Source organism: Paenibacillus sp. WC2504, from assembly GCF_052682475.1.
Map to the genome: position 1 here is coordinate 4,165,586 of NZ_JBQZFH010000001.1, position 23,259 is coordinate 4,188,844.

Consider the following 23,259-nt stretch of genomic DNA (forward strand, 5'->3'; position numbering starts at 1 on the left):
AATCTCCTAATAATGAGATTGTTTTTTGTTTATTAATTATGACACTCATAATTCACTAATTTCACTTTCATTCCTATTTTCAGTATTCTCAACTAATAACGTTATAACGTTCACCTTTAATACTTCTGCAATTTGAAAAAGTGTGTGCAATTGGATACGATGATTTCCATTTTCAATATTAATAACTGAGGGACGAGAAAGTGATATTCTATTTGCCAACTCTAAAGGCGATATTCCACTATTAATACGTAACTTCCTAATGTTTCCACCAACTTTTTTATATAACTCATTATTACTCAATGATCCACCTCATTTCCTTATCCTGATTTCTCATAGTCTAGTATTACCAATTCAAGAAATAATATGATCATAGATTGAAATATTCTGTTTCTGTTTATAAATCTTACTTATTGGAGAAAATAACCAACAATGAAGGAAAAGGTGATCATAATTGTATACTCAACCGGTTATAAAAAAACGGCGCAACGGAAGGTATGGTAATAATAATTGGATTAAATACAGTTCTAAAATCCAACGTGATGTTTTTCTTTATAGTGACCTCGAGTATGATCATTGGATACTGATTGAATTTGATAAAAATGTAAAATATTTTTGTGAGCAACCGCTGCACGTTAAAGAGTTTGTAAACGGTGAGTGGGTAGATACAATTTTTGACATGTGGATTATGACAGTTGACAATAAATACAAGTTCGTCGAAATTAAATATGCAGCTGACTTAAATCCAAACCATCAAGACTTTTCAAAACGGTCATCCGAACAGGTTGAAAAACAACGCAAATGGTGCTCTTCATTTGGTCACCCTTACGAAGTTCATTCAGAAGATTTTATTTATCAGAACAAGCTGCTACTAAACAATTATAAAATTATGTTGCCATATATTGATAATCGTAAAATAAAGAATGATATTGAACGCAAAAGTATTATTAATATTTTGAAATTGAATGAGAAATCCACAATCAGAAATATAGAGGTACAGTTACCACATCTAAGTAAACAAAGTGTTCGTGATACTTTATATAACCTAATTTACGAAGGAGTACTTAATGCAAACTTAGGCTCCACTGCGGTAGGCATTAATACGGAGGTGTGGTTAGTTGAGTAGAGTTAGAATTACTGAAAACATTAAATATTCAATTGATGATCTTGATTATACTAAATGGCCAACTGTATATTTCGATTTACGGGAAGAAGTTTTTGAAAATAGAAAAACAGCAGTTGAATTGTATTTGGATAATGAAAAATCTATCGAAGAAATAACTCAAATTACTGGCATACAAAGGAAAGAGTTAAATAATTTTGTGAAAAAATGTTTACAACGAGACAATGAAGGTGTTTTATGGGGATTCAGAGCTTTAATTTCACATAAACGCGTTGGTGAATCTTATGTGAGAATAAGTGACACTGAAGGTTTTGACGGCAAGAAACTTACAGGAGCATTCAAAAAATTGCTAGAGGAGTACCCTGACATAGAAAAAATGATTAAAGAGTATGTTCTTAACCGACGTAAACGTCCAGTAGCAGATCGAATAATTAGAGTTAAAGATCTACGTGATGATAAGTTCCTTAAACTCTGTCGTGCACTAGGGATTAAGCTCAATGAGTATCCATTTAATACAAAAGACAAAGGTCTTAGATCTTTATACCGATTTGTTGACGATTTAATAAATGATAATCTATCCGAAGCAAGTAACCGATTCGGAGAAGATACTGAAAGACGATTGGAGGATTTGGACGGTCAATCTTCACATAAGGAATTAAGGGTTATTCCTTATGAATGTGTTCATTTTGATGGTCACAAGATTGATGCAATCTTAACTATCAAATTCACTAATATTTATGGCGATGAAGTTGTTGAAGAAATGCGTAGAATATGGTTGCTATTAATGATGGATGAAGCGACTCGTGTCGTACTTGGGTACTATTTATGCTTGAGCCCTGAGTATTCTTCTGCAGATGTCCTACATTGTATAAAAAAAGCAATTGTCCCTTGGAAGCCAATGAATTTCACGATACCAGGGCTAAAATACCCGGATACAATAGGTTTTCCAACAGCAGTAATTCCCGAAACAAATTGGGCGGTATGGTCAGAATTAAAACTAGACAATGCATTCGCAAACTTAGCTGATATTGTTAGGAATAAACTAACTGGTCTTATCAATTGTTCAGTAAATCCTGGAAAGGCAAAATTTCCAGAAGCAAGATCAATAATTGAACGATTCTTCGGCCTATTAACACAAAACCACATTCAAAGATTAGGTATTACAACTGGTAGTAATCCTAAAGATCCTAAAAGGAAAAACCCTGAGAAATTGGCTAAAAATATTGAAGCAAAAGCTGAAGAACTTGAACAATTAATTGAAGTGGTAATTGCAGAATACAATTCCAAGAAACATTCAATTTTTGGAATTAGTCCTCTTGCGTCAATGGAACAAAGAATTAAATACCGCGATATGTTACCACGAGTTCTTGATGAAAATAAGCGATCAGACGTAAGTTTCTTTAACTTTCAGACAACAAGAGTTATCAGAGGTTCAAAAAAATCTGGAAAACGACCTCACATTAACTATGAAGGTGTAGAATATACAAGCACACTTGTTGCTAGGAATTTTAGTCTTGTCGGGACTGAAATCATTATCGAAGTTAATATTGATGATATCTCGATTATTCGAGCATTTTTACCAGATGGACAGGAGCTCGATTTCTTAAAAGCAAGGGGAGGATGGGGAAAAAGGCCACATTCTTTAAGGACAAGGAAAACAATCAATAAACTTGTTAGAGAAGATAAGATCAGATTAGATTTCAACGATTCCCCGGTAGAGGCTCTAGAAAAGTATTGGGAAGAGAAGGCTACTACAGATAAAACAACCCGAAATCATTTAGCAGCTCTACAAAGATATAATCAAGAACATACTCAAAATGATGGAATGGTTCTTATTGAGGAAAATGAAATCGTATTTGAAATTGAGACATTAGATAAGAACGATACTCAGAATAATAATAGTAATGAGGACGATCTTGCTGAATTCAAACGTATGTTAAAAACAATTTGTTAATGTGAGGTGAATAGCATGTCGAAACCGTTAGCTAAAGTCACAGATGATTTAATTTTATTTGACTTGAACAGACCCGATATCCCATCAGGCAGCCATCCCATCGATACAGATGATTATCAAATACCAACAAATGAGATTGTTAAATTATTTGCATCTGTTTGCAGATGGGTACAATTACGAACGACTGGGGCAACGATTTTCGGCCGACCGCGATTAGGAAAAACATGGATGATTAAATATTTGGTTAAAAATATTCCACAGTATTTCAAAGAAAATATCCCAATATTTCATATTGTGAGTCTTCACTCAAAAATAGCAAAGGAAGAGGAGTTTATTGAAACCCTTCTTTCAGACATGGATCATGACCTTGCCTTAGTAGGAAAATTAAACGCAAAGAGGCAAAGATTGATTCACTTCTTAACCGAACTTGGTAAACAAAACAGCCGTCGATTAGTAATTTTATTTATAGATGAGGCACAATGTCTTGATGAGCAACATTACGAGTGGCTAATCGACTATTTCAATAAACTTGAAAAGGTGCAAACTACATTAACTATCTTTTTAGTGGGACAAGATCAACTAAACTCACAAAAAACAATTTTCAGTAGAGGAAATACTGATCAAATTATTCAGCGATTCATGATTGATGAGCACAAGTTTTCAGGAATTAAGTCTGTTGAAGATATTGAAACTTGTTTGAAATGTTATGATACTGAAAGTGAGTATCCATTAGGCAGTGGTTGGTCATTTACCAGATTTTATTTTCCAGAAGCATTTGCAACAGGGGAGCGACTTGAAAAGTTTGCAAAGGATATTTATGAGATTTTCTCAAGTTTGCGGCAAAAAAATAATATTAAAGGAACATTTGAAATACCTATGCAGCACATGGTAAAAGCTATAAAAATTATTTTTATTGATTATGGTAAAAACAGTTCTAAATCTCAACATTGGATTTCAAAAAGTAATTGGATGGAAGCAATTCTAAAGTCAAACTATGTTTCATCAGAAATTAGGAAGAAGATAAATAAGGACAAATAAAAGGTATATTCATGGAACTTGATGGAAAGGATTTAGAGTATTCCACTAGGTTTGGGGGTATACCTGTTGAAGGTTGGTAAAATACTTGCAACTGAAAATAAATATGGTAACAACAAAAATAATCTCAACCCAGATTACTTGACTGAACTTGAGCAAGATAAATGGGATGTTCGAAAAATTGGTATCCCACACTATCTAACACGGACAGACTATTTTATTACTTTTACTAAAATTCATGAAAATTTTAGGCCCTTAGTTAAACGCTATGTAAAAGAGCGCTTAATTGATACCGATAGTATCCGCTGGAATACAGCCATTCAAGACGTTTGCCGCTTAAACGTCTTTTTTGCTTATTTATATGAAAAATACCCTCTTTGGATCGATTTAAAAGAACTTACAAGATCAGATATTGAAGGTTATTTTTCAAATATATCAACTAAACCGATGGGTGGTGAAAGTCCACTTTATAGAAATCAGGAACCCTCGGATTATTATTTATGGAGCATGGTTGCTAATGTTGAGAATTTCATTTATTTTATGCAAAGATATGAATGGGTTGAAGCACCATTAAAACCTGTGAGATCCTTAATATATCAAGAAGATCGACCTAAGCTTAAACCTCGTGAAATCACAGAATATAAACATGTTACTGATTATATTTGGAATCAGATACTAGATAAAATTTCGCTTCTAGATCCTCAATATGTAACTATATTGTTGTTAATGGAAGAAACAGGACTTCATCTAATTGACATATTAAATCTTAAGTTAAATTGTCTAATAGAAGGTGAAGATGGCATCTGGCTTAAAAGCGAACGCACTAAAGCAATACAAGTACCTCTTCGAGAAAATATTGCACAATTTGTAAGAGGGCAGCGGCAGCAAGTAAATGAAGATTACCCTGAAAATAAAAGTTCAGGACAGTATCTTTTTCTAAAATATAAAGGGAAGTTTGAATGGCGAGGAAAGCCCTATCTTCAGGCAAGCGTATTACGTCAACTAAATTCTTTTGCACGTGAGAATAACATTCGTGATGAAAATGGGATCGTATATAGATTCAGCTCTGTAGCATTTAAACATAGATATGGCCTGAAACAGATTAGTAATGGATTAAGTATTATTGACGTACAAAAACTTCAATCAAATACAACTCCTCTGATGGCTGTTACTTATGCTAAAATTCACGATTTAACAAGACAAAATCATTGGGAAAACTCCTTAGCATTGAACGCAGTAAGATTAAATGCAAATACAGGGATTGTAGAAACAACTAATTTAAATGATCAAGCTTTAGAAAATGGAGTTAGACTTGATTGGTTAAGTAGGAATTTTGAGGAGTTAAGACTAGAGCATGGATACTGTATTAAATCTCCTAAGACACATTGTATGTATGTTAATCAAATGGTGGATTTGCCTTGTATCTCGTATAAATGCTCGAGTTTTTATATAGATAACACTTTTTTTGAGTATTACAAAGTTCAGATTACTGAGCTTCAAACAAAAATTGAGCAACATAAATTAGCTGGTAGATTCAGGATGATTGAGATTCTTGAACCCAAGTTACATAAGTTTTTAGATATTCTGAACAAATTGAATATTTCGTTGTCATAGAGCCATTGAATTGTGATATGAAGATCGTAGAAGCATGCGTAGACTAGTTCATCCAGTAGTAGCTTGCTCCGCGTGTGCAGCTATGTTTGTTTTCAGGCTCTGATCTCGCTCCAGAGCAGGCTAAGGATACAACCTTGTTATGATGCTTGCTCTCTTTCGGGGAACAGCAGGGGGATGCAAGTCCGCCTCCAGCATGTCTTCTGGAAGCGGTCATGGCACTGGCAACTAGATGCATACTTTGTCACTCTGTGATCTTCCACTGAATGTTTGTGAGCTGTTTCCAGCAACACATCATTCCATATTAGCTGAAAGATACAGCGGTGGGTCTAGATATTAACCTGTGTATCTATTTTTTAACACAGTGGGCTTCCAACGATAAACTTTGTGGCTCACTACTATAAAAAATATACACAAATTAAAAGGTGGGGGTAAATAAATGAGTCTAACATGGAATAGAGAGTGGATTCTCCCTAGTGAATCTCTATGGTCGATACTAGAAAAATTAAAATATGCAAACCAAATAAATACCAAACAGTTACTCCAGTCGTATGGAAGTACTGAGGCCAAGAAGATAAAAGCAGGAAAGTTAGGGAAGAGGTTCCGAAACATTAATTCACTTGATGGATTAGATGTAGATTTACTTGAGAAGGCAACTGGGATAAATCTCGAAAATTACAAACGTGATGCTATTCAATCGGTTTATCGAGTTGTCCCTAAAATTATCCAATCCAAAAACATTATTAATGAAAACTTGGTATATTGCACTGAATGCATCAGTCAAGGTTTCCATAGTTTTCTACATCAAGTTGTGCTTTTTGAAAAATGTCCTTTTCACTTAAGCAAACTCGAGAAACTATGTAAAAATTGTAGTAATAATATTCCTTATCTACTTCCTCAACATGAGTTAGAATCAGGTTTCTTATGCAATTGTGGAGAGAGCATGGTAAGAAAGAAAAGTGGTTACAATTTTATGGAATCTTGGACACACGAATTAGCAATTAGAGATGAACGAATATTAAGTGGATTCTCGATGAGTACAAAATTACTTAACAAAATAGAAAGCACTATATTACATGGAAAATTGGTTTTGAATGATACAAACAGATTCAAAATTATGGACCATTTATTTGCGTCAATGGAAAACGAAAATAAAGGAGGTACTAGATTAACTTTTAAAATGAATTTTAATAATAGTAACAGCAAAGAAGTAGAAATTAATCTTTACGACGAAATATACAATACTTCTAGAGATGTCCTCATATCATTCGAGAAATTTTTACTTAGAACAATTTTATTTGAGCATAGCCACTGTATAAGAAGATTCTCTGGACTGTATAAATCTAGAGAGGACAAAGAGTTCCCCAAAATATGTCCCTATGCTTATGCATATATATTTTGGAAAGAATCACTATTTGGTATCAATCCATTTTATAATGAAGTTATACCTAGAAAGAAGAGGGCGCTTAAAGAACTTGAATTACCTTTTTATTGCAATAATGATGCTATTAAAGAGACAATTGCCTACATATTAAAAAATTTCGGAGGTCTATTAAATCACAGATCTTTAATGTGGGTTATTAGGCACATGGTATGGAATGTTGCAAAGAATCATTTTAATGAATGGATTGTAATAGCAAGAGAATACGCAGAAAAAAGTATTAGACCAAAAACTAGATATGATGAATTTAACTTTGCTGAAATTATCTCATTTACAATTGATGAGAATGAATCTGTAATAGAGTTGTTTTTAAGCAGCAGTGATGAAATACATCAGAAAAAGCAAATGCAGTGTCCATACAACAACCAAATGAAAGAATTCAGAAAAGATGAATTTTCACATTTACCTATGAGATTAGCGATTAATCCTGGCTTTAATAATGAAAAAAAAGCAGCAGAAAAGTATCTATACGGATTAAGAATAATATCTCTTATAAAATAAGAATCAATTTTAAGTAGGGGAATTTGTGTCATTAATGTTGGGAAATTTGTGTCGTTAGACACCGAGATAGGGGCATTCAGAGATATGCTGTCACACGGTAGGACATATGTATAAAATACGGGTTTTGTGAACATGTATTACTTTGAACAAAGTTCATCTACAACGCTGCTAATCGCACACTGCTTGTATGATTATTTGTCCGATTTGAACTTCATCAGGATTCATAGCTGAACAAATGTGGTATACAGACCTAATTCCGACTAATGCCTCATTTACAGCCTTTTGATCCAGCATATCTCCTGTAACGACTTCCATCTCACCTAATGATTTAATGTCCTCGATTTGTTCAGTTCTACGAAACTAAAGCCCTTGTTGGTTCTACCCAGGCAACACACGCTTACAAACTCCATCTTGAGCATCTTCTTGAGGAATATGACTTAGCGAGCACACAGCTGCGGAGAATCGAAGATGAAGCCAAAAGCGTACTTAAACGAATTCCCTATACTGGCAAAATCCTTGCCATTACTGGCATAAGTGCGATTGCTTTAGCTGGCGTTTTAGGGGAGTCGGGTGATCTCAGCGGTTTTATCCATGGAAATACACTACTCCGCCACGCAGGCCTTAATCTGACCGAAGCAAGCTCTGGAAAATGGAAGGGCCAGATAACGCTCAGTAAACGAGGACGACCACGCCTGCGACACTTTCTCTATCTAATCACGATGTGCATGGTTATGACGAACAAAGAATTCAAGGCTTTGCATCAACATAATGTTCAGGTCAAAAAGCTGAAAAGAATGAAATCAATTATGAAGTTATGTGGAAAATTAGCTCGGATACTAGTAGGTCTGGCACGTAGCAACCAAGCCTACAAGCCAGATAAAAAAGGGCTCAGACCCGTTCCGTTAGAAAAACCGACCTCCACCCCTTCATTAGGGCATCTTCCCGTGAGTTTTCGTTATTTCGCAGAATGCGTCAACCTTTTTCTAATAAGCATACAAACGAACATAAAAGGGATATAGGCATAAATAAAATAAAATCCGACGGGCGAGTACAAATTAGAAACCCATTCAATACTTCTTTGGTCCTTAATCAAATAATTTATCGTCACGATTGCAATTAGAAATACAATTAGGCTGCTTCGCTGCCCAATATGAAAAGCAGTTTTCATTCCTCGGCAAGCCACCCATAAGTAGATGCAAATCCCGGCAATCATTTTTATAAACCATATGGATATGAAAAAGTATTCGAGTCTCTGGAGCAGAGGTACTTCAAAAATACTGAGCATATCCATTGTTGGCCATATGGAATGGCGCAGCTGATCTTCGCTGAAAAACATAATTGCTATGATTAAAACCATCAAATATATCATTGTAATTAAGATCATCATACTATGAGCCCATTTTTGCGACTTTGCCGGTGTCTTTATAAACGGAAAAAATATGAGAAGCGTCTCAAGCCCCAAATATTCAAACACCATGGTTTTAGAAGAGAGAAAAATTTCGGTCGCCGAATGGTTTAGCAGTGGCAGCAGGTTTAATGGATGCAAAAACGGCAATGTCAGTACAATCTGCGGAATAATTGAAGCAAAGGAAATTAGAGTCGCCCAAAAGCTGATTCCTGCAACCGACCGGAATCCGCCGAACAACGTATAGTAGATTATCAGAGCGATGCTGATACTCATGGGCAAAATGTTCATTACTGGAAACATGTTGACTTGAATCAGGCCAAGATAAATTTTAAATTTCAGAAATGCTCCGTAAACAAAATAAAAGACCACTGCTGAGTTGAGTATATTCCCGAAAACGTTTCCGAAAAGCGTTTTGTTCAGCGTGATAATTTCTTGACCGTCAGAGGTAGAGGATAACATTTTATACATCATCCATAAGATGATATGCATGCTAATCCCCGTCAAAATTACGGATATCCAAGCGTTATATCCGGCATTCAGAATTAATTTCCTCTCAAAATTCAGTATTCCAACTCCCACAATGCTGACATACAATAGAATGCTGACAAAGTAAGGAGACACCATATATTTTTCACTTATTTCGTTTCTCACTTCACATGCCGCCTCCTAAACATTGAATCGCTGCTTCACTAACTGGAACCTGTCTGAACAATCTTAACTTTAGCGCTCACTGTTATTTCCAATTCACCATAGTGTTCTTGAAACTCTCGAGCATTCCATTTATTCGATCTGCTTCTTATTAGATCGCCAAAGCCTACCGGATCCACGTTGTTTTTTTTGCAAAACGATACAAGCTTTTGAATTTCTTTCTCAAAATAGGCCTCCATTCTTTTCTCAAGTGATGAAATTTGATCCTCTGATGTAAGATCCATCCATGGTGGGACATCTCTAACCAGTGCGTCCAATTCCAAATGAATGGCAACGGATGCCGGAGGTCCGATACTAATCACCTTGAATTTTGACTTGGAACCGATACTGTACATAAGGAAGGAGTCCTCTTGCTTTTGGTTCGATTCTTTTATAGGAATTGTGATGCTCCCAAACTTAGAGTTTCCTAGCAGCATTTTCAGCAGCAATGCATCCCTTATACTGACGGTTGTTTTGAATTTGTCACCTTCGAACAATACTATTCCATTGACTTTCACTTCTCTGCCCTCTTCTGTGATATACGGTAAAAAGAGATCTCTCCCTTTGCCGTAAAGATTAAAATTCACAACATGAAGGTTCGTCAAAGGCAAATTCCCTTTCTTATAGTTTTGTTCAATCATATCGGATAAAAAATACGGATCGCTTTTGTTTTGGGGTATGTTCAATATGTTCAAAGCGTCTCGATCGGCAACGCCGAATTGCATACGGCGAGATATTCTGGGATTGCGGATCAGACTATCGATTGTTGCTTTGATTCCTTTACGTGCGAACGTTTCTCCGAACAACGCCAATCTCAGCTGTCCATATTCAAGTGGAAAATCAAGCTTCGTTTTTAGCCTTGGGATACTATCAAACATGTTATCCGAATTCGTTACGTAAAACTCTAATTTTTTTGCTCCTTGTTCTTCGTAATTGGCGATAATGGCTGCGTTTTGTACTCCATTTTGGATGATATCATAACCAACCGTTTGAACAAGCTTAATATCATTCACTATATATTGATTTCCGCACGCGGTCATCAATCCACTAAGAACAATCAGTATAAATGTTGGAAATGTTGTTTTCATTAACTCCATATTCCCACTTTCTTCATCATTCATCATCGTCAAAACCATGTTTCCTTCTAACCGGCTTTGGTTTGTACTTTATTAAAGAAAACGGCCTTAAGAACCGCATCCTAAAATTAATATATTGAAAAGACGGACGTATAAAACTGTCTCTCAGGTCGTGGACTCGAAGAGGATAGATAGGGACCATATATGGATTGCCTAATGAAGTCAACCGGGAAATATGGACGATCAGTAAAGTAATCCCCATAAACAAGCCTACTCCACCCCATATGGAAGTCATTGCGATCATGGGGAAACGTAAAAACCGTATCGCATTCGACATCTTATAAATCGGCGTGGCAAACGAGGCCAATGCCGAAAAGGCAACGATGATGACGAGGATATTGCTTGTCAAGCCAGCTTGGACGGTAGCTTGCCCAATGATAATACCTCCTACGATACCTAAGGTTTGACCGATTTTTGACGGCAATCTGGCGCCGGCCTCACGGAGAAACTCGATGGTTATTTCCAAGAAAAGCACTTCGATAAAAGGGGGAAAGGGGACATTCCTTCTGGAAAAAATGAGCGGTTCCAATAAATCCCTTGGGATGACTTCGTAATGGAAAGTGGTTATAGCGATATAAAATGATGTTGCGATTAACGAAAAAATAACCCCGAAAATACGAATCATCCTGAAAAAGGAACCCAGGATCCAAGGTAAATAATAATCTTCCGGGGAAATGAAAAAGTCAAACAATGTCGAGGGGCCTGTAACAAAATATGGCGACCCGTCGCTAACAATCGCAACTTGCCCGCTGATCAGAGCATACACGACCCGGTCCCGGCGTTCCGTTGTTAAAAAGAGCGGAAAGGGCGTGGATGAGTTGTCCGAAATGAATTGATCCAGAATGGAGGAATCCCAGATCACGTCATAGTCAATTTGCTTCAGCCTCTGCTCCGCGGTTTGGATGATTTGCGGATTTGTCACCCCGTCGATGTAGATAACTGAAACTCTTGTTTTAGATGTTGAGCCGATGGTTAATTCTTTTATAATCAAGTTGGGGATGTTGATCTGAGCTCTTAGCAAGCGTATGTTCGTATCAATGTCTTCGACGAACCCTACCTTGGGTCCAACAACACTGAACTCGTTTTCCGTATTGTTATCTTTTCGCAGACCTTCTTTACTCGCAACATTCACCAACGCAAACTTCCGATCATGATCCACAAGCTCAACAATCGCATGTCCTTTGAATAGCTTGGCTTGAATGTCCACAACATTATCGGTTATCTCTACGTCATCCGTCGGGAGCCATTCTTTTAGATCCTCAATCTGGTTGAGCTCGGAGAGCATGGTATGGTTTTGCAATGGAATAATTACATTGAACTGCAGCAACTTATCGTCGATTAATGATTTGAAATAGGAGATGCTAACTTGTTGACCGGAAGTAAAAATTTGAGTGGTTTTAAAGTCGCTTGATTGTCTGGATAAATTTATTAATTGGTCGATGTCCTGGAAATCCGTTTTCAGCATATTCATCCTATTTCCAACCCGTATTTAACAATTTGTTAAAGATATATTTACCAAATTTCCTGTAATTATTCTTGCTTGTGAAAGTTGGTAATCGGACAATGTTCTTGTTACGAATCGGGAATCGGATCAAGTTCTTGTCATCGCCAAATGACAAGAACTTGATTCGATAACTAAATAAGCCCGCGATTTACACGGACTTCATTCGGACAATGTTCTTGACAACCGACATTTCAAAAAAGTGCTTCAGGAACTGGATCATTGCGATCAGTTTTTATGAACACACATATTTGTTCTATCTCGCGTTCCGTTTCCTCTCGTTGCCCCTTTGCCCCCTTTGAACCTTTGACCGTTTTTTTCTCTATCTCGAAATCCCTTCTCTAACGAAATGGTCGGAATGCCGTGCGAAGCTCCTCAGAGAACAGCATCGGCACCTGCCAAGCGGCAAAATGTCCTCCCGTGGCGACACGGTTGTAATAGAACAGCTTCGGGTACGCTTCCTTGGCCCAACTTAGCGGAGCCTGATAGAGCTCGTCGGGAAAGACGCTGATGGCGACTGGGATGTTATTGACGCCTTTGACCGAGAAGAACGGGAGCTTGTTTTCCCAATAGAGACGTGCCGCAGAGACAGGCGTGTTCGTCAGCCAATAGAGTGTAACGTTATCAAGGAAATCATCTCGCGAAATACCCCCGGGGTGACCGAAGAAAGCTCCCGAAATGAGATCCAGGCTTTTTGCATCATGGTCAAGATTGAATGCCGCGAGACCCGCCGGCGAATCAGCCAGCCCAGTTAGCGTTTGCGGACGCCTCCCCATAATTGCGGAGTAACCGACATGCTGATAAAAGAAATCCATCTGCATCCAGGCGTTTTTCTGTTCTTGTGTTAAATCGGCTGGCATCGACTCCCCGTTAATGATTGCCGTTTCGTAGGTGGGAGGCACCGTGCCGGGCATATTGCTGTGAATGGCGAACAACCCCGGAACCTGCTGCACACCCATCATGTCCGAGACTAATGCGCCCCAATCGCCCCCTTGTGCCACGTATTTCGTATAGCCTAGCCGGTTCATGAGCACTGCCCAGGCCCAGGCAATTCGTGGAATATCCCAACCGAGCTTGTTCGGCTTGCCGGAGAACGCGTAACCCGGCAGCGAAGGAATCACAACGTGGAACGCGTCCGAAGCCGAAGCTCCATACGCCGTCGGCCGGGTCAGCGGATCTATGACTTTTAGCAATTCGACAATCGAGCCCGACCATCCGTGCGTCAGAATCATTGGGATCGCTCCTTCATGACTCGATCGTACATGAATGAATTGAATATCCAAGCCGTCGATTTCCGTCACGAATTGTGGGATGGCGTTCAGTCGTGATTCGAATTTGCGCCAGTCGTATTCGGTTGCCCAATAGCGCGCGATGGTTTGAATCGTCTCAAGCGAAACGCCTTGCGACTGACCCGTCGCTGTTTCCTTGTCGGGCCATCTTGTCGCTGCGACTCGCCGGCGTAGGTCCATAAGCGCCGATTCCTGAGCAAACCCAGGTCTAAACGGTCGAACGGCGGTATTGTCTCTCATTGGCAATCTCCTTTTTCTTTCCAATGGTAGCCTTTCTCCCGATTTATATGATGGTCATACCCGAATTATTAGTGATAGGTGTTGACGTTCTAATAAACCCTATCCCCCTGTTTGCTCTCGACAGCGATTAGTAGCACTGCGGCAGCGATCCAATTTATCGTTTTTGTCTGCGGACTTGAATGGACTTTTATCATTCCGCCCCATCTACCTGTCTATCTTTAACACAGAGTGGTTTATGTGAATTGTTGTTGGCAGTGTGCTGGGCATCAACTTCATCGCCCCTGTTATTGTTGCGCGGTTTTTCTATAGATAAATGCTATCTTGTCCTGCAGCAGCGCAAACATTAATGCGCTCTAGCCTTATATTTGCCAGTGTGCTGCAGTTTAACCTTGACCTCCACTTTATCAAGAGAGTCGGCATCCAAATTGAAGTCGTTGCGCTGGTTGAGTTCATGCCATTTATTCGGATAGTTCCTGTAAAGCCGCTCGCCCAATTGCAGCACGTCTATTTTTTTGCTAAGTCCTATCTCATAGGTTTTTCTGAGCTGATCTTCAATCACATGCTCCGCAAGTTTCTGCATGTCTTGTGGTGAAATATCCTCCACCATTTCATCTACATAGGCATTTATTTTCAATTTAATCGTATAGTACACCTGTCCATTTCGAATAGTAGGCAGAATACGCGATTTCGGCTCAATCATAACTATTGCCGCAATAGGCTTCTTCGTATCCGGAATGTTGATCGGGGAACGCGACAGTTTTTCTTGAAGCCATCGGAAACCTTCCAGTTCTTTTTCGGACATCCATCCTAGGGATTGGCTACCCCTTAGATAAAACGCCCCATCGATTCTAAACATCGATCTTGGCTGTTTATCTTCGGTCCATTCTTCCCTGTCAAGAGCGATTGAAGGAAGCATGGCGTATTGCCCTGGTTCATTTATCTCTGAAATAATCTTGAAACCGTAATGCGGCGTAATATACGAACGCTGAGAATAGATTTGTGCCGGATTGTCCAATAAGGTATCTGTCGGAGATAAATTCAGAATCGACTTCTGCTGAAATAAATCGTTTAACGACTCTTTTGTTCCATACAAAAGAACGTTATAACGGATTTCCCGATAGCGGTTTATCATATCGTAAGCCTCTTTGACTCTTTTACCATTCTTTAAAAATCTTTCCGTGCACACAATTGATTTCACATGCCCCCAATACACTCTCAGTTGGGAAGTTGCATAAATCGCATTAAACGTTTCAGTGACCGTTTCCCCTTCTCCTTTCCCAATCCATATGGGGATATTCTTCCCTAGCTGTGATGAGTCCGCTTTGGACACATTGGCAAAATTGAGCACTTGTACATAGGTGATATATTTTCCATTTTCGTAATCCAATCCGATCGCTGTCACATAGGCCATGGTTTGAATATCTTTGGAATTCCAACAACCCGATTGGAGAATTAGAAAGGTTAGGACGATTAGAAAAAGACCGAGTTTCCTCATTCGGGATCTTTCCCTTTATGGTCTGAATCGACTGTGTGCAGCTCTTGCGGACGAAAACGCATTTTAGCCCATGGAAACCTTATAAAGCTCTTAAATAGGTCTTTGTAATTAGGCGGGGACAACGGGGATAAAAAAGGGATCCCGAACGATTTGATTTTGGACATGTGAATCACTAACAAAACCATACCCAAAATGAGCCCATACATCCCAATGACGGCTGAAGCTAGGAAAATAATCAACCGGATCACACTTACGACTGTGCCCAAGGTCTGATTAACAAGCGTAGCTCCCATGATTGCGGTAATCGCCCCAACAACCACTACCGAAGGGGAAACCAAACCTGCGCGTATGGAGGCATCACCAATGACTAACCCACCGATAACCGTTAATGTTTGTCCAATGGAGCTAGGCAATCGCACACCGGCCTCTCGAAAAACCTCTAGGAGGAACAGCAAAGTAAACATTTCCATCTGTGCTGATAAAGGTAAACCGATTCTTGCTACCGATATTGTCGCCATGAGCCGAAATGGAATTTGATCTTGGTGAAACGCAGTAAGAGCCACCCAGAAACCAGGCAAGAGAATCGAAATCCAGAAACTTAAAAAACGGATCAAGCGAGCAAAAGTCACGTATTGAAAACTGAAATGAATATCCTCCGGGGATTTCATAATCAATGAAAAGTTCCCTGGTGCAATTAAGATCAAAGGGTTGCCGTCCACAATAATAATAAATCGTCCGGCCAACAGGCAGTTGACTGCATAATCGGGCCTACCCGTGAAGTCCGTTATAGGAAATAGCGCAAATTTCTTATCGGTAAGTGCTTCTTCCACTTGACTGATACTATAAATGCCATCGACATCGACTTTATTTAAGCGAGAACGAGCTTCCTCTAAAATATTTGGAGCCAAAATGTCATTAATATACATAAGTCCGATCTTCGTTCTCGTTCTTCTTCCGAGAATGAACGTTTCACAGCATAAGGAATTGCTTCGAATCCGTTTGCGAATCAGGGCTATATTCGTCGAAAACTCTTCCACAAATCCATCTTTCGGCCCTTTGATAGAAATCTCGACACTCGATTCATCAGGTGTGCGCTGAGGACGGTTGCAAATGTTAAGCTTATACATCGCATCTGAAGCAACAAAAACAAGCAGAAGATCGCCTTGAAAGACACAATCTGTCATCTCTTGCTCAGTCGCTTCTCCATCAAATGAAATGAGAGGTAAAGAGCTAAGCACATATCCGTTTTGCAAATATTCGAAGCCATTTTCTCTATAAACTTTATTCAACTCCGGCAGGACGATTTTCCCCAGTTGAACGGCATCACATAAACCTTCTGCATAGATCATCATAATCGTGGATGACGGATCATCCTCACCAAATAAGTAAGTCTGTATTTGCACGTCAGAACAGTTTGCGAATAATTGCCGAAGCATCTGCTCTTTCGTTACATCGCCAGATTGAGTATTGCTAACGCTCATGTTGCTCACTCCTTGGTGGGTTTGGCCATCCATGCAATTACAGCTAAAACAATTGTTATGACTAGAGTGAAAATCAGAGTTACAGGAAAATAAATTTTGTACATCCATAAATAGAACGAATTTTGGTGCGTTACAATCATTGAAAACATGAAAATGCAAAGCGTTAAAACCAGAATGAACCAACGCCGCATTTCTGCCTTTTTATATGGGATTATTTCCGCTAATAAAAAAAGAGAGAGACTAATTCGTATAGTTGCTCCAGCCAACCATTGATACACAGACAAGAAATCGACGTGCTCGATATACGAACCTATTTTGACAAGGCGCCATTGCTCATACGGGGATACCATCTGCTTGGCAGCTTCTTGAGGACCAAATTCCGTGATCGCTCCTACCAAAGGACCTAAAGTAATGTATACCAGAATTATACCGAGCAGCAGCACTTGCCAGACCCGCATTTTCGATTTAAAACGGTGTTGGAACAATAGCAGCAGCATGATCTCCACTAATGCTCCTCCCGTATAAACCATTCCGTTCAGAGCCGGCTGCCAACCATGTTCAAGAAAAGGCTTGAGAAGCGCGTAATCTTTCTCCGGCGTATTGGCAATGGAAACGAAGTATCCGAGGCAGACAACCGTAGGAAGCAGAATACCGGCTACTATCGTTATCGTGCGAATGCCATTATAGGCCGAGTAATAACAAACCGAAACTAACGCAATAATTAATATATATTGTGGAGTTGCAGGCAAATAGTTAGTGACGGTCCATATCTCCGTTTGGATAACCGTCATGCCACCAATCAAAAACAGCTCCACGCAAATCGGAGCTATGATGATCCAAGCAATAAGAGGGCTTGTTTGCTTGATTAACCATGTCCGCAGCTCCTGTTGACCTGATTTTCTCATTATATAAACAAGAAGTGCGCACCAAGGCAGGTAGAGAACTGCCGTCATTAGAACAGATATCCAAGCATCTCTACCCGATGTATCCAATACCAACGGATTTACAATAACATGACTAGTCAAACCATTGAACAGCATCATGACCATAATGATGGATACAATACCGATTTTCCCTTGTGTTCCGTCCATATTATTTTCCTCACAATGCTGCTATGAATTGACATTTATTATGAAAAGATTCTTTGTAATTTTATCCCTTTGTTGCATTTATTATTCACTTATATTTCCTTTCATTTCCTGATTCCGATCTCCGTTAAATTCACTGTTACATTCAATCTAACGTTCATCATTGGATATTCCTCTTTCCACGCTTCTTCGTTCCAATTTCGTGTTTTGCTTCTAACGAAATCCCCTAAACCGAGTGGATCAATCTCTTCCTTTCTAAATAGTTGTAGGAGATCCACACCAGTCGTACGAATATCTTTTTCGAAACTCTCTTTTATTCTCTGCTGCTCTTGTTTCGTTAACGCAATCCCCTTTGAGTCGATAACTTCCGTGTTTAAGCTCAGATTTATCGTCACTTTTGGACTTTTCGGTTCCTTACCGATGCTATAGTTCACTTTTGAACCGATGTTTTTAATTGCCATGTACGGTCCATTTTCAAGCTTTGTTTCAAGTGTGCCGTACCTTACATTTTCGAGTAAAAGCTTCATGACGCGCATTTGCTTTTCGCTCAGTGACAGGACGTATTTGTCATCCTTAAATAACGCCAATCCGGAGATCTGCACTTGACCATTAGGCTGCAAGGAAAGAAGCGGCAAAAAAGGGTCCATTCCTTTGCCCAAAAAAGCGTACTCAAAATCGTGAAGGTTCTGCCTCGGAACAAGTCCAGTGCGTACATTCGAGTCGAATAGATTATACAAATACATCCCTTTTTCTTCATTCGAGCTGAAATTTGCTTGCAATATTTCCTTTCCTTTGCCTTCAGCAACGGCTACATACATCCTTCGTGAAGCTATAGCGTCCCGCAAGATCACGTCTAATTTATCCGCTAACCCTCTTTCCGCCAATTCTTTTCCAATTAAGAGGACTGATATTTTTCCAGGTTTAATAGGACGGTTTAATTGCATATCCATTTTTTCCAAAATGTTCTTACTTGTATGTCCGACCTTTGAATACAAAGCATTAGATACAGAGCGGGATTTATCGGCTTGAAACTTTATTGCCGCTATCGTAAATTCGATTTGATCATCGGGGGCTTCATCGAAAGCGCCGGTGAATGAAATCGTGATTTTGTCTATAACATCTTGCTTTACGCAGCCAGTCAATAGCATACTCACGATGAGCACTACGAAGTATAAAAAACGAATCATACGGTTCTTCTCACTTTCATTCTGATAACGTCAACTAAAAATACAAATGGAATATAGGCATAGATGAGGTAAAATCCGATATCGTATAGTATTTTTTGAACGACTTCAATATGAGAATGATCTGGAATAAAGCATACCGCCACAAAAACGAGAATTAATAAGATCGGCAGTGCTCTTCTTTGTTTCACAGTAAACATGAGTTTACACACTCGGCTTGCAGCCCAAATACAGAAGCACAAAATAGGAACTACCCATAATAGCTGTGCTGCAGCGCCAATATAGTCAAATCGTTCTATAAAAGGGAATTGTATAAATTTATATTTGGTTAATTGCGACCAGATTTCTACAGATAATTGCTCCGGTTTAAATAATAACAAGGAAAAGAATATAACGAGTAGGTAAGATACTGTGGTGATGAAATTCGCGAAATGCGCCCATTTTTGAGATTTTTGAGGAGTTTTGATGAATGTGTAGCAAAAGAAGAGCATTTCCACACCTAAGAAGGGAAATGTCATCTCCTTACCTGCTTTGAAGATTTCACTTAACGAGTGATCGAATAGAGGAATTAAATTGTTGAAATGAAAATAATCCGCTGGAAAAAACATGGCTAAGATGGTCACAATTCGCAATAAGCTAAACATACAAATGCCTACAATAACTCGAAACCCCCCTGCGACAATGTAATAGACAAGTAGGAGCATGACTAATGCCAATGACCATGTTTCGAGATCTTTAAATAGCCATACTTGTATTATTTCTATAAAAAAACGCAATTGAAAACTGGCAATTAGCAGGAAGTAAATGATAAAGATAAAGTTAAGACCTCCACCTGCCAATTTCCCGAAAAATTGTTGATGGATTTGAATTAGATCCGTCTCGTTTCGGTTAAGTATTCGATACATCATCCAAATAATGACGTGGAAACTGAGACCGCAGAGGATAATAGAAATCCAGGTATCTTGTCCAGCCAATTGAATTGGAATATTCGACATGGACAGATATTCGGGTCCGAACTGCATGCTATGAATCAAAACGAAAACCAGATAAGGTGATATGGTAAATCGTGGATGTTCAGTTGATTTCATCTTTTATATCACTCCCAGAGCTGTTTCAATCATCGATGTCTCTTTTTGCGTTTACATTTTTCTTATTAAATCTCGCAGGTTTGAGTGTACGGAGAAAGCTATATCTGTAATGAAATTTGGAATATGGTGGACGAATGACGGTATCATATAAATCGGAAGTGCGTAAAGGGTAGAAAGGAACCAGATATGGCATCCCGAGAGATGATAACCGCAACAGATGTGCAACCAAGGCAATTGTGCAAATAAAAATACCTAATAACCCCCATATTTGCGCTGCGATAATAAACGGAAACCGAAGAATTCGTATGGTAGCGCTCATGCGAAAAATAGGCGTTGTGAACGAGGCCAATGCCGATAGCGCCACGATAATTAATAGGAAATTGCTTGTTAGCGCAGCTTCGACTGCCGCCGTACCGAGAACAATACCTCCAACGATGCCGATGGTCTGTCCGATTTTCGTAGGCAATCTAGCACCAGCTTCCCTTAATAATTCAATAACAAGTTCCATAATGATGACTTCTACTATTGGTGGAAAAGGTACATTGATCCTCGAAGAAACGATCGTGGGCAAAAAGACGTTGGAAATGCTTTGTCCGTGATAAGTCATTACAGCAACATAAAATGATGAGGCAAAGACGGAAAACAGCACTGAGCACATGCGAATCAGCCGCAATAAGGAGGCAATAATCCATGGCAAATAATAATCTTCATAGGTAATGAAAAATTGCCACAGGTTCACCGGCGCAAAAAAAGCACTTGGGGATCCATCCTTCAATGCGCAAATTTGCCCAGAAGATACGGCCCAGGCTACGTAATCAGGCCTTTCGGTTCCGATCGACTGGGGAAAGATGGAGTTGGAATTATCCTCGATCATTTGTTGAAGCAAAGAGCTATCCGTAATTTGATCAAATTGCACATCCTGAATGCGCTGAATAAATGTTTGTAAATATTGTTTGTTCGTTAATCCTTCCAAGTAACAAATCGCAACTCTTGACTTACCTAAACTCCCCACCATGTACTCTTTTATACGTAAATCAGGACTGGGAACTCGTTTGCGAATCAAGTTCAAATTGATGTCCAATGATTCAACAAAGGCTTCTTTCGGCCCTTCCACGGTGAATTCAACTTCGGGATTGGTTACATTACGACCATTAGATGAAGCTGCGTTGACCAAAATACAAGGTATGCTTTGATGGCCATATTGAATGGCCACGTATCCCCGATATATTTTACTTTGAATGAGATCCCAATCGGACGATATTTCTTTCTCGGCTATGGGTATCAATGGGTACAAATCCTCGAAAGATCTGTTCGTTAAGTTACTCAAACAGCTCAGTATATGCTGCTGCAAGATTTCTGACTCTATGAGAGATTTAAAATAACCGATATACAAAGGAACCGAGTTCATTTGATGTTCGTAGCACACGAAATCTGCTGATTGACTTAGCTCCTTCCATAATGGAGGGATTGAATTCACTTCTAATCACTCTTTTCTCCGTATAATTTCTCACCTCATTGTGTCACACTAAGTGGAAAATTATACAAAATCAATGCAACTGAATCGACTCCGCTATAATGGCGCTAATCCGTTCTATCCCTCTTTCAATCTCATCCTCGTTCACGTTCGTAGCGTTTAGTTTCACTATATTTTCCCTCTCGAAATTGTTTAAATAATTCCGGTCCATTGACTCCAACAGAATTGAGCTTCTCTTTAATTTAGCAATTAGCTTCTCAGCAGAAATTGTTTCATGCAGCATGATATGCGTATGTATAAATGGATAATTAGAATGTTCGTAAGTGAAGGCGCCGCCGCTGCGGGCAGCTTCCTTCTTAAGTGCAGCATCGAGCAGCTTCGCCCGTGCAGCATATCTGCTCCGGATTTTGGCAAGATGGCGATCGAACATACCACTGCGTAAATAGATTTCAAGAGCGGCCTGCGACAACATGGAACTGTCGATATCGTCATGTTTCTTGTACAGCCTGAACGTTTCAGCGAGCTGAACAGGTATGACTGCAATGCCGATGCGTAGACCGGGGAAAATGATTTTGGAATAACTTTTCAAATAAATGACATGTGACGAATCGTCCTGCGCAAAAATGGGATCGGCCTTGCTGTCCTGTTCGAAGTCGGCGAGGTAATCATCTTCAACGATGTATACATCATATTTGGCAGCAAGCTTAGCAAGTCGCTTCTTCTCTTTGCTCGTATAAGAACAGCCCAAAGGGTTGTGAAACCGCGGCATAGTATAAAAAAACTTGATGTCCTCGGTTTGAAAAATTTTCTCCAGTCTGTCAAAATCAATTCCCGCATAGCTGCGCTCTATTCCGATCACCGGCATACGGCGCGTCTCCAAATTCTCGATAAACAGATGGTAGCTAGGCTGTTCGATCAGAATCTTCTGCTTCCCGTTAGGGAAAGGCATTGCGGCAAGGAGTGACAATGCCTGCTGAACTCCGGATACCACAAAGATGTTCCGCTCTTCCGTAAACACCTGATAACCCATTAACTGCTTACGTACGATTTCGATTAGAGATGACATGCCTTTGGCAGTACCATATACAAATAAATCCTTCTGGTAGGTGTCAATCGCTTTATTGATGCAATGTTGAAAATCTAGATACGGAAACACATTTGGATCAGGAGCAGCGGCTGAGAAATTCAAGATGGGAGACGCTTCGCTCTGAGCGGCATTCATCCCTTTGACCACATAATAGCCGCTCTTAGGCATCGCATAGATGAGATGGCGCCTCTCCAACTCATCCAATGCTTTAATGATCGTACTCTTGCTGCATTTATACTGCTCCGAGAGCATGCGAATAGATGGAAGTTTCTGTCCATCCTTATAGGGCTCCTTCCGTATCAATTCCTCCAGCTCATTCATTAGCTTCAAATATATGTACATCGGGCAAACTCCTTAGTTGCAATCTGTAACGGTACAGATTGCTGTTTTCTTTATTGTAGCATGATGACAGGGTGAGATACGATATACGTATCAAGTA

17 protein-coding genes and 1 pseudogene are annotated in these 23,259 nt (G+C 39.3%); 6 read left to right on the top strand and 12 right to left on the bottom strand.

The window, feature by feature from the left end:
• Positions 1 to 45: 45 nt before the first annotated feature.
• Positions 46 to 300 carry a helix-turn-helix domain-containing protein gene (locus tag ACUN27_RS18720; RefSeq protein WP_445559388.1) on the bottom strand — a complete coding sequence of 85 codons (255 nt, stop codon included), beginning with the start codon at positions 298 to 300 and terminating at the stop codon, positions 46 to 48.
• Positions 301 to 451: 151 nt separating this feature from the next.
• Between ACUN27_RS18720 and ACUN27_RS18725 the strand changes: the two genes are divergently transcribed.
• The 6 genes and pseudogenes from ACUN27_RS18725 to ACUN27_RS18750 form a co-directional block, all read left to right on the top strand.
• On the top strand, positions 452 to 1,123 hold the full coding sequence (locus ACUN27_RS18725) for a TnsA endonuclease N-terminal domain-containing protein (protein WP_445559389.1): 672 nt from the start codon (positions 452 to 454) through the stop codon (positions 1,121 to 1,123).
• Positions 1,116 to 3,074: a hypothetical protein gene (locus ACUN27_RS18730; RefSeq protein ID WP_445559390.1), complete on the top strand. Its 1,959-nt coding sequence runs from the start codon at positions 1,116 to 1,118 to the stop codon at positions 3,072 to 3,074. The genes ACUN27_RS18725 and ACUN27_RS18730 overlap by 8 nt, the downstream gene beginning before the upstream one ends.
• 15 nt (positions 3,075 to 3,089) lie before the next feature.
• Positions 3,090 to 4,112, top strand: coding sequence for an AAA family ATPase (locus ACUN27_RS18735; protein ID WP_445559391.1), 1,023 nt, complete (start codon positions 3,090 to 3,092; stop codon positions 4,110 to 4,112).
• A 66-nt stretch (positions 4,113 to 4,178) separates the two neighbouring features.
• Positions 4,179 to 5,723, top strand: a complete 1,545-nt coding sequence (locus tag ACUN27_RS18740) for a tyrosine-type recombinase/integrase (protein WP_445559392.1) — start codon at positions 4,179 to 4,181, stop codon at positions 5,721 to 5,723.
• A gap of 436 nt (positions 5,724 to 6,159) precedes the next feature.
• On the top strand, positions 6,160 to 7,662 hold the full coding sequence (locus tag ACUN27_RS18745) for a TniQ family protein (RefSeq protein ID WP_445559393.1): 1,503 nt from the start codon (positions 6,160 to 6,162) through the stop codon (positions 7,660 to 7,662).
• Positions 7,663 to 8,033: 371 nt separating this feature from the next.
• Positions 8,034 to 8,543: pseudogene (locus ACUN27_RS18750) on the top strand (transposase); the annotation flags it as partial.
• 74 nt (positions 8,544 to 8,617) lie between these two features.
• Here the strand turns inward: ACUN27_RS18750 and ACUN27_RS18755 are convergent.
• The 11 genes from ACUN27_RS18755 to ACUN27_RS18805 form a co-directional block, all read right to left on the bottom strand.
• Complete coding sequence (locus tag ACUN27_RS18755; RefSeq protein WP_445559394.1) at positions 8,618 to 9,721, bottom strand: GerAB/ArcD/ProY family transporter; 1,104 nt, start codon at positions 9,719 to 9,721, stop codon at positions 8,618 to 8,620.
• Between the two features lie 38 nt (positions 9,722 to 9,759).
• Positions 9,760 to 10,881, bottom strand: a complete 1,122-nt coding sequence (locus ACUN27_RS18760) for a Ger(x)C family spore germination protein (RefSeq protein ID WP_445559395.1) — start codon at positions 10,879 to 10,881, stop codon at positions 9,760 to 9,762.
• Entirely contained in the window at positions 10,871 to 12,364 is a 1,494-nt protein-coding gene (locus ACUN27_RS18765) for a spore germination protein (RefSeq protein WP_445559396.1), read from the bottom strand. The genes ACUN27_RS18760 and ACUN27_RS18765 overlap by 11 nt, the downstream gene beginning before the upstream one ends.
• 371 nt (positions 12,365 to 12,735) lie before the next feature.
• On the bottom strand, positions 12,736 to 13,923 hold the full coding sequence (locus ACUN27_RS18770; protein WP_445559397.1) for an epoxide hydrolase family protein: 1,188 nt from the start codon (positions 13,921 to 13,923) through the stop codon (positions 12,736 to 12,738).
• A 343-nt stretch (positions 13,924 to 14,266) separates the two neighbouring features.
• Complete coding sequence (locus ACUN27_RS18775) at positions 14,267 to 15,418, bottom strand: Ger(x)C family spore germination protein (RefSeq protein ID WP_315950309.1); 1,152 nt, start codon at positions 15,416 to 15,418, stop codon at positions 14,267 to 14,269.
• A complete protein-coding gene (locus ACUN27_RS18780; RefSeq protein ID WP_445559398.1) occupies positions 15,415 to 16,899 on the bottom strand; it encodes a spore germination protein in 1,485 nt (494 codons plus the stop codon). Before ACUN27_RS18780 ends, ACUN27_RS18775 begins: the two co-directional genes overlap by 4 nt.
• A 5-nt stretch (positions 16,900 to 16,904) precedes the next feature.
• Positions 16,905 to 17,990, bottom strand: coding sequence for a GerAB/ArcD/ProY family transporter (locus ACUN27_RS18785; protein ID WP_315950304.1), 1,086 nt, complete (start codon positions 17,988 to 17,990; stop codon positions 16,905 to 16,907).
• A gap of 101 nt (positions 17,991 to 18,091) precedes the next feature.
• Positions 18,092 to 19,174, bottom strand: a complete 1,083-nt coding sequence (locus tag ACUN27_RS18790; RefSeq protein WP_445559399.1) for a Ger(x)C family spore germination protein — start codon at positions 19,172 to 19,174, stop codon at positions 18,092 to 18,094.
• Positions 19,171 to 20,259 (bottom strand): GerAB/ArcD/ProY family transporter, encoded by a 1,089-nt coding sequence (locus ACUN27_RS18795; protein ID WP_445559400.1) that lies wholly within the window; start codon positions 20,257 to 20,259, stop codon positions 19,171 to 19,173. Before ACUN27_RS18795 ends, ACUN27_RS18790 begins: the two co-directional genes overlap by 4 nt.
• Before the next feature lie 25 nt (positions 20,260 to 20,284).
• Entirely contained in the window at positions 20,285 to 21,736 is a 1,452-nt protein-coding gene (locus ACUN27_RS18800; RefSeq protein ID WP_315950299.1) for a spore germination protein, read from the bottom strand.
• 70 nt (positions 21,737 to 21,806) lie between these two features.
• Positions 21,807 to 23,162, bottom strand: a complete 1,356-nt coding sequence (locus tag ACUN27_RS18805; RefSeq protein WP_315950297.1) for an aminotransferase-like domain-containing protein — start codon at positions 23,160 to 23,162, stop codon at positions 21,807 to 21,809.
• Positions 23,163 to 23,259: the final 97 nt, after the last annotated feature.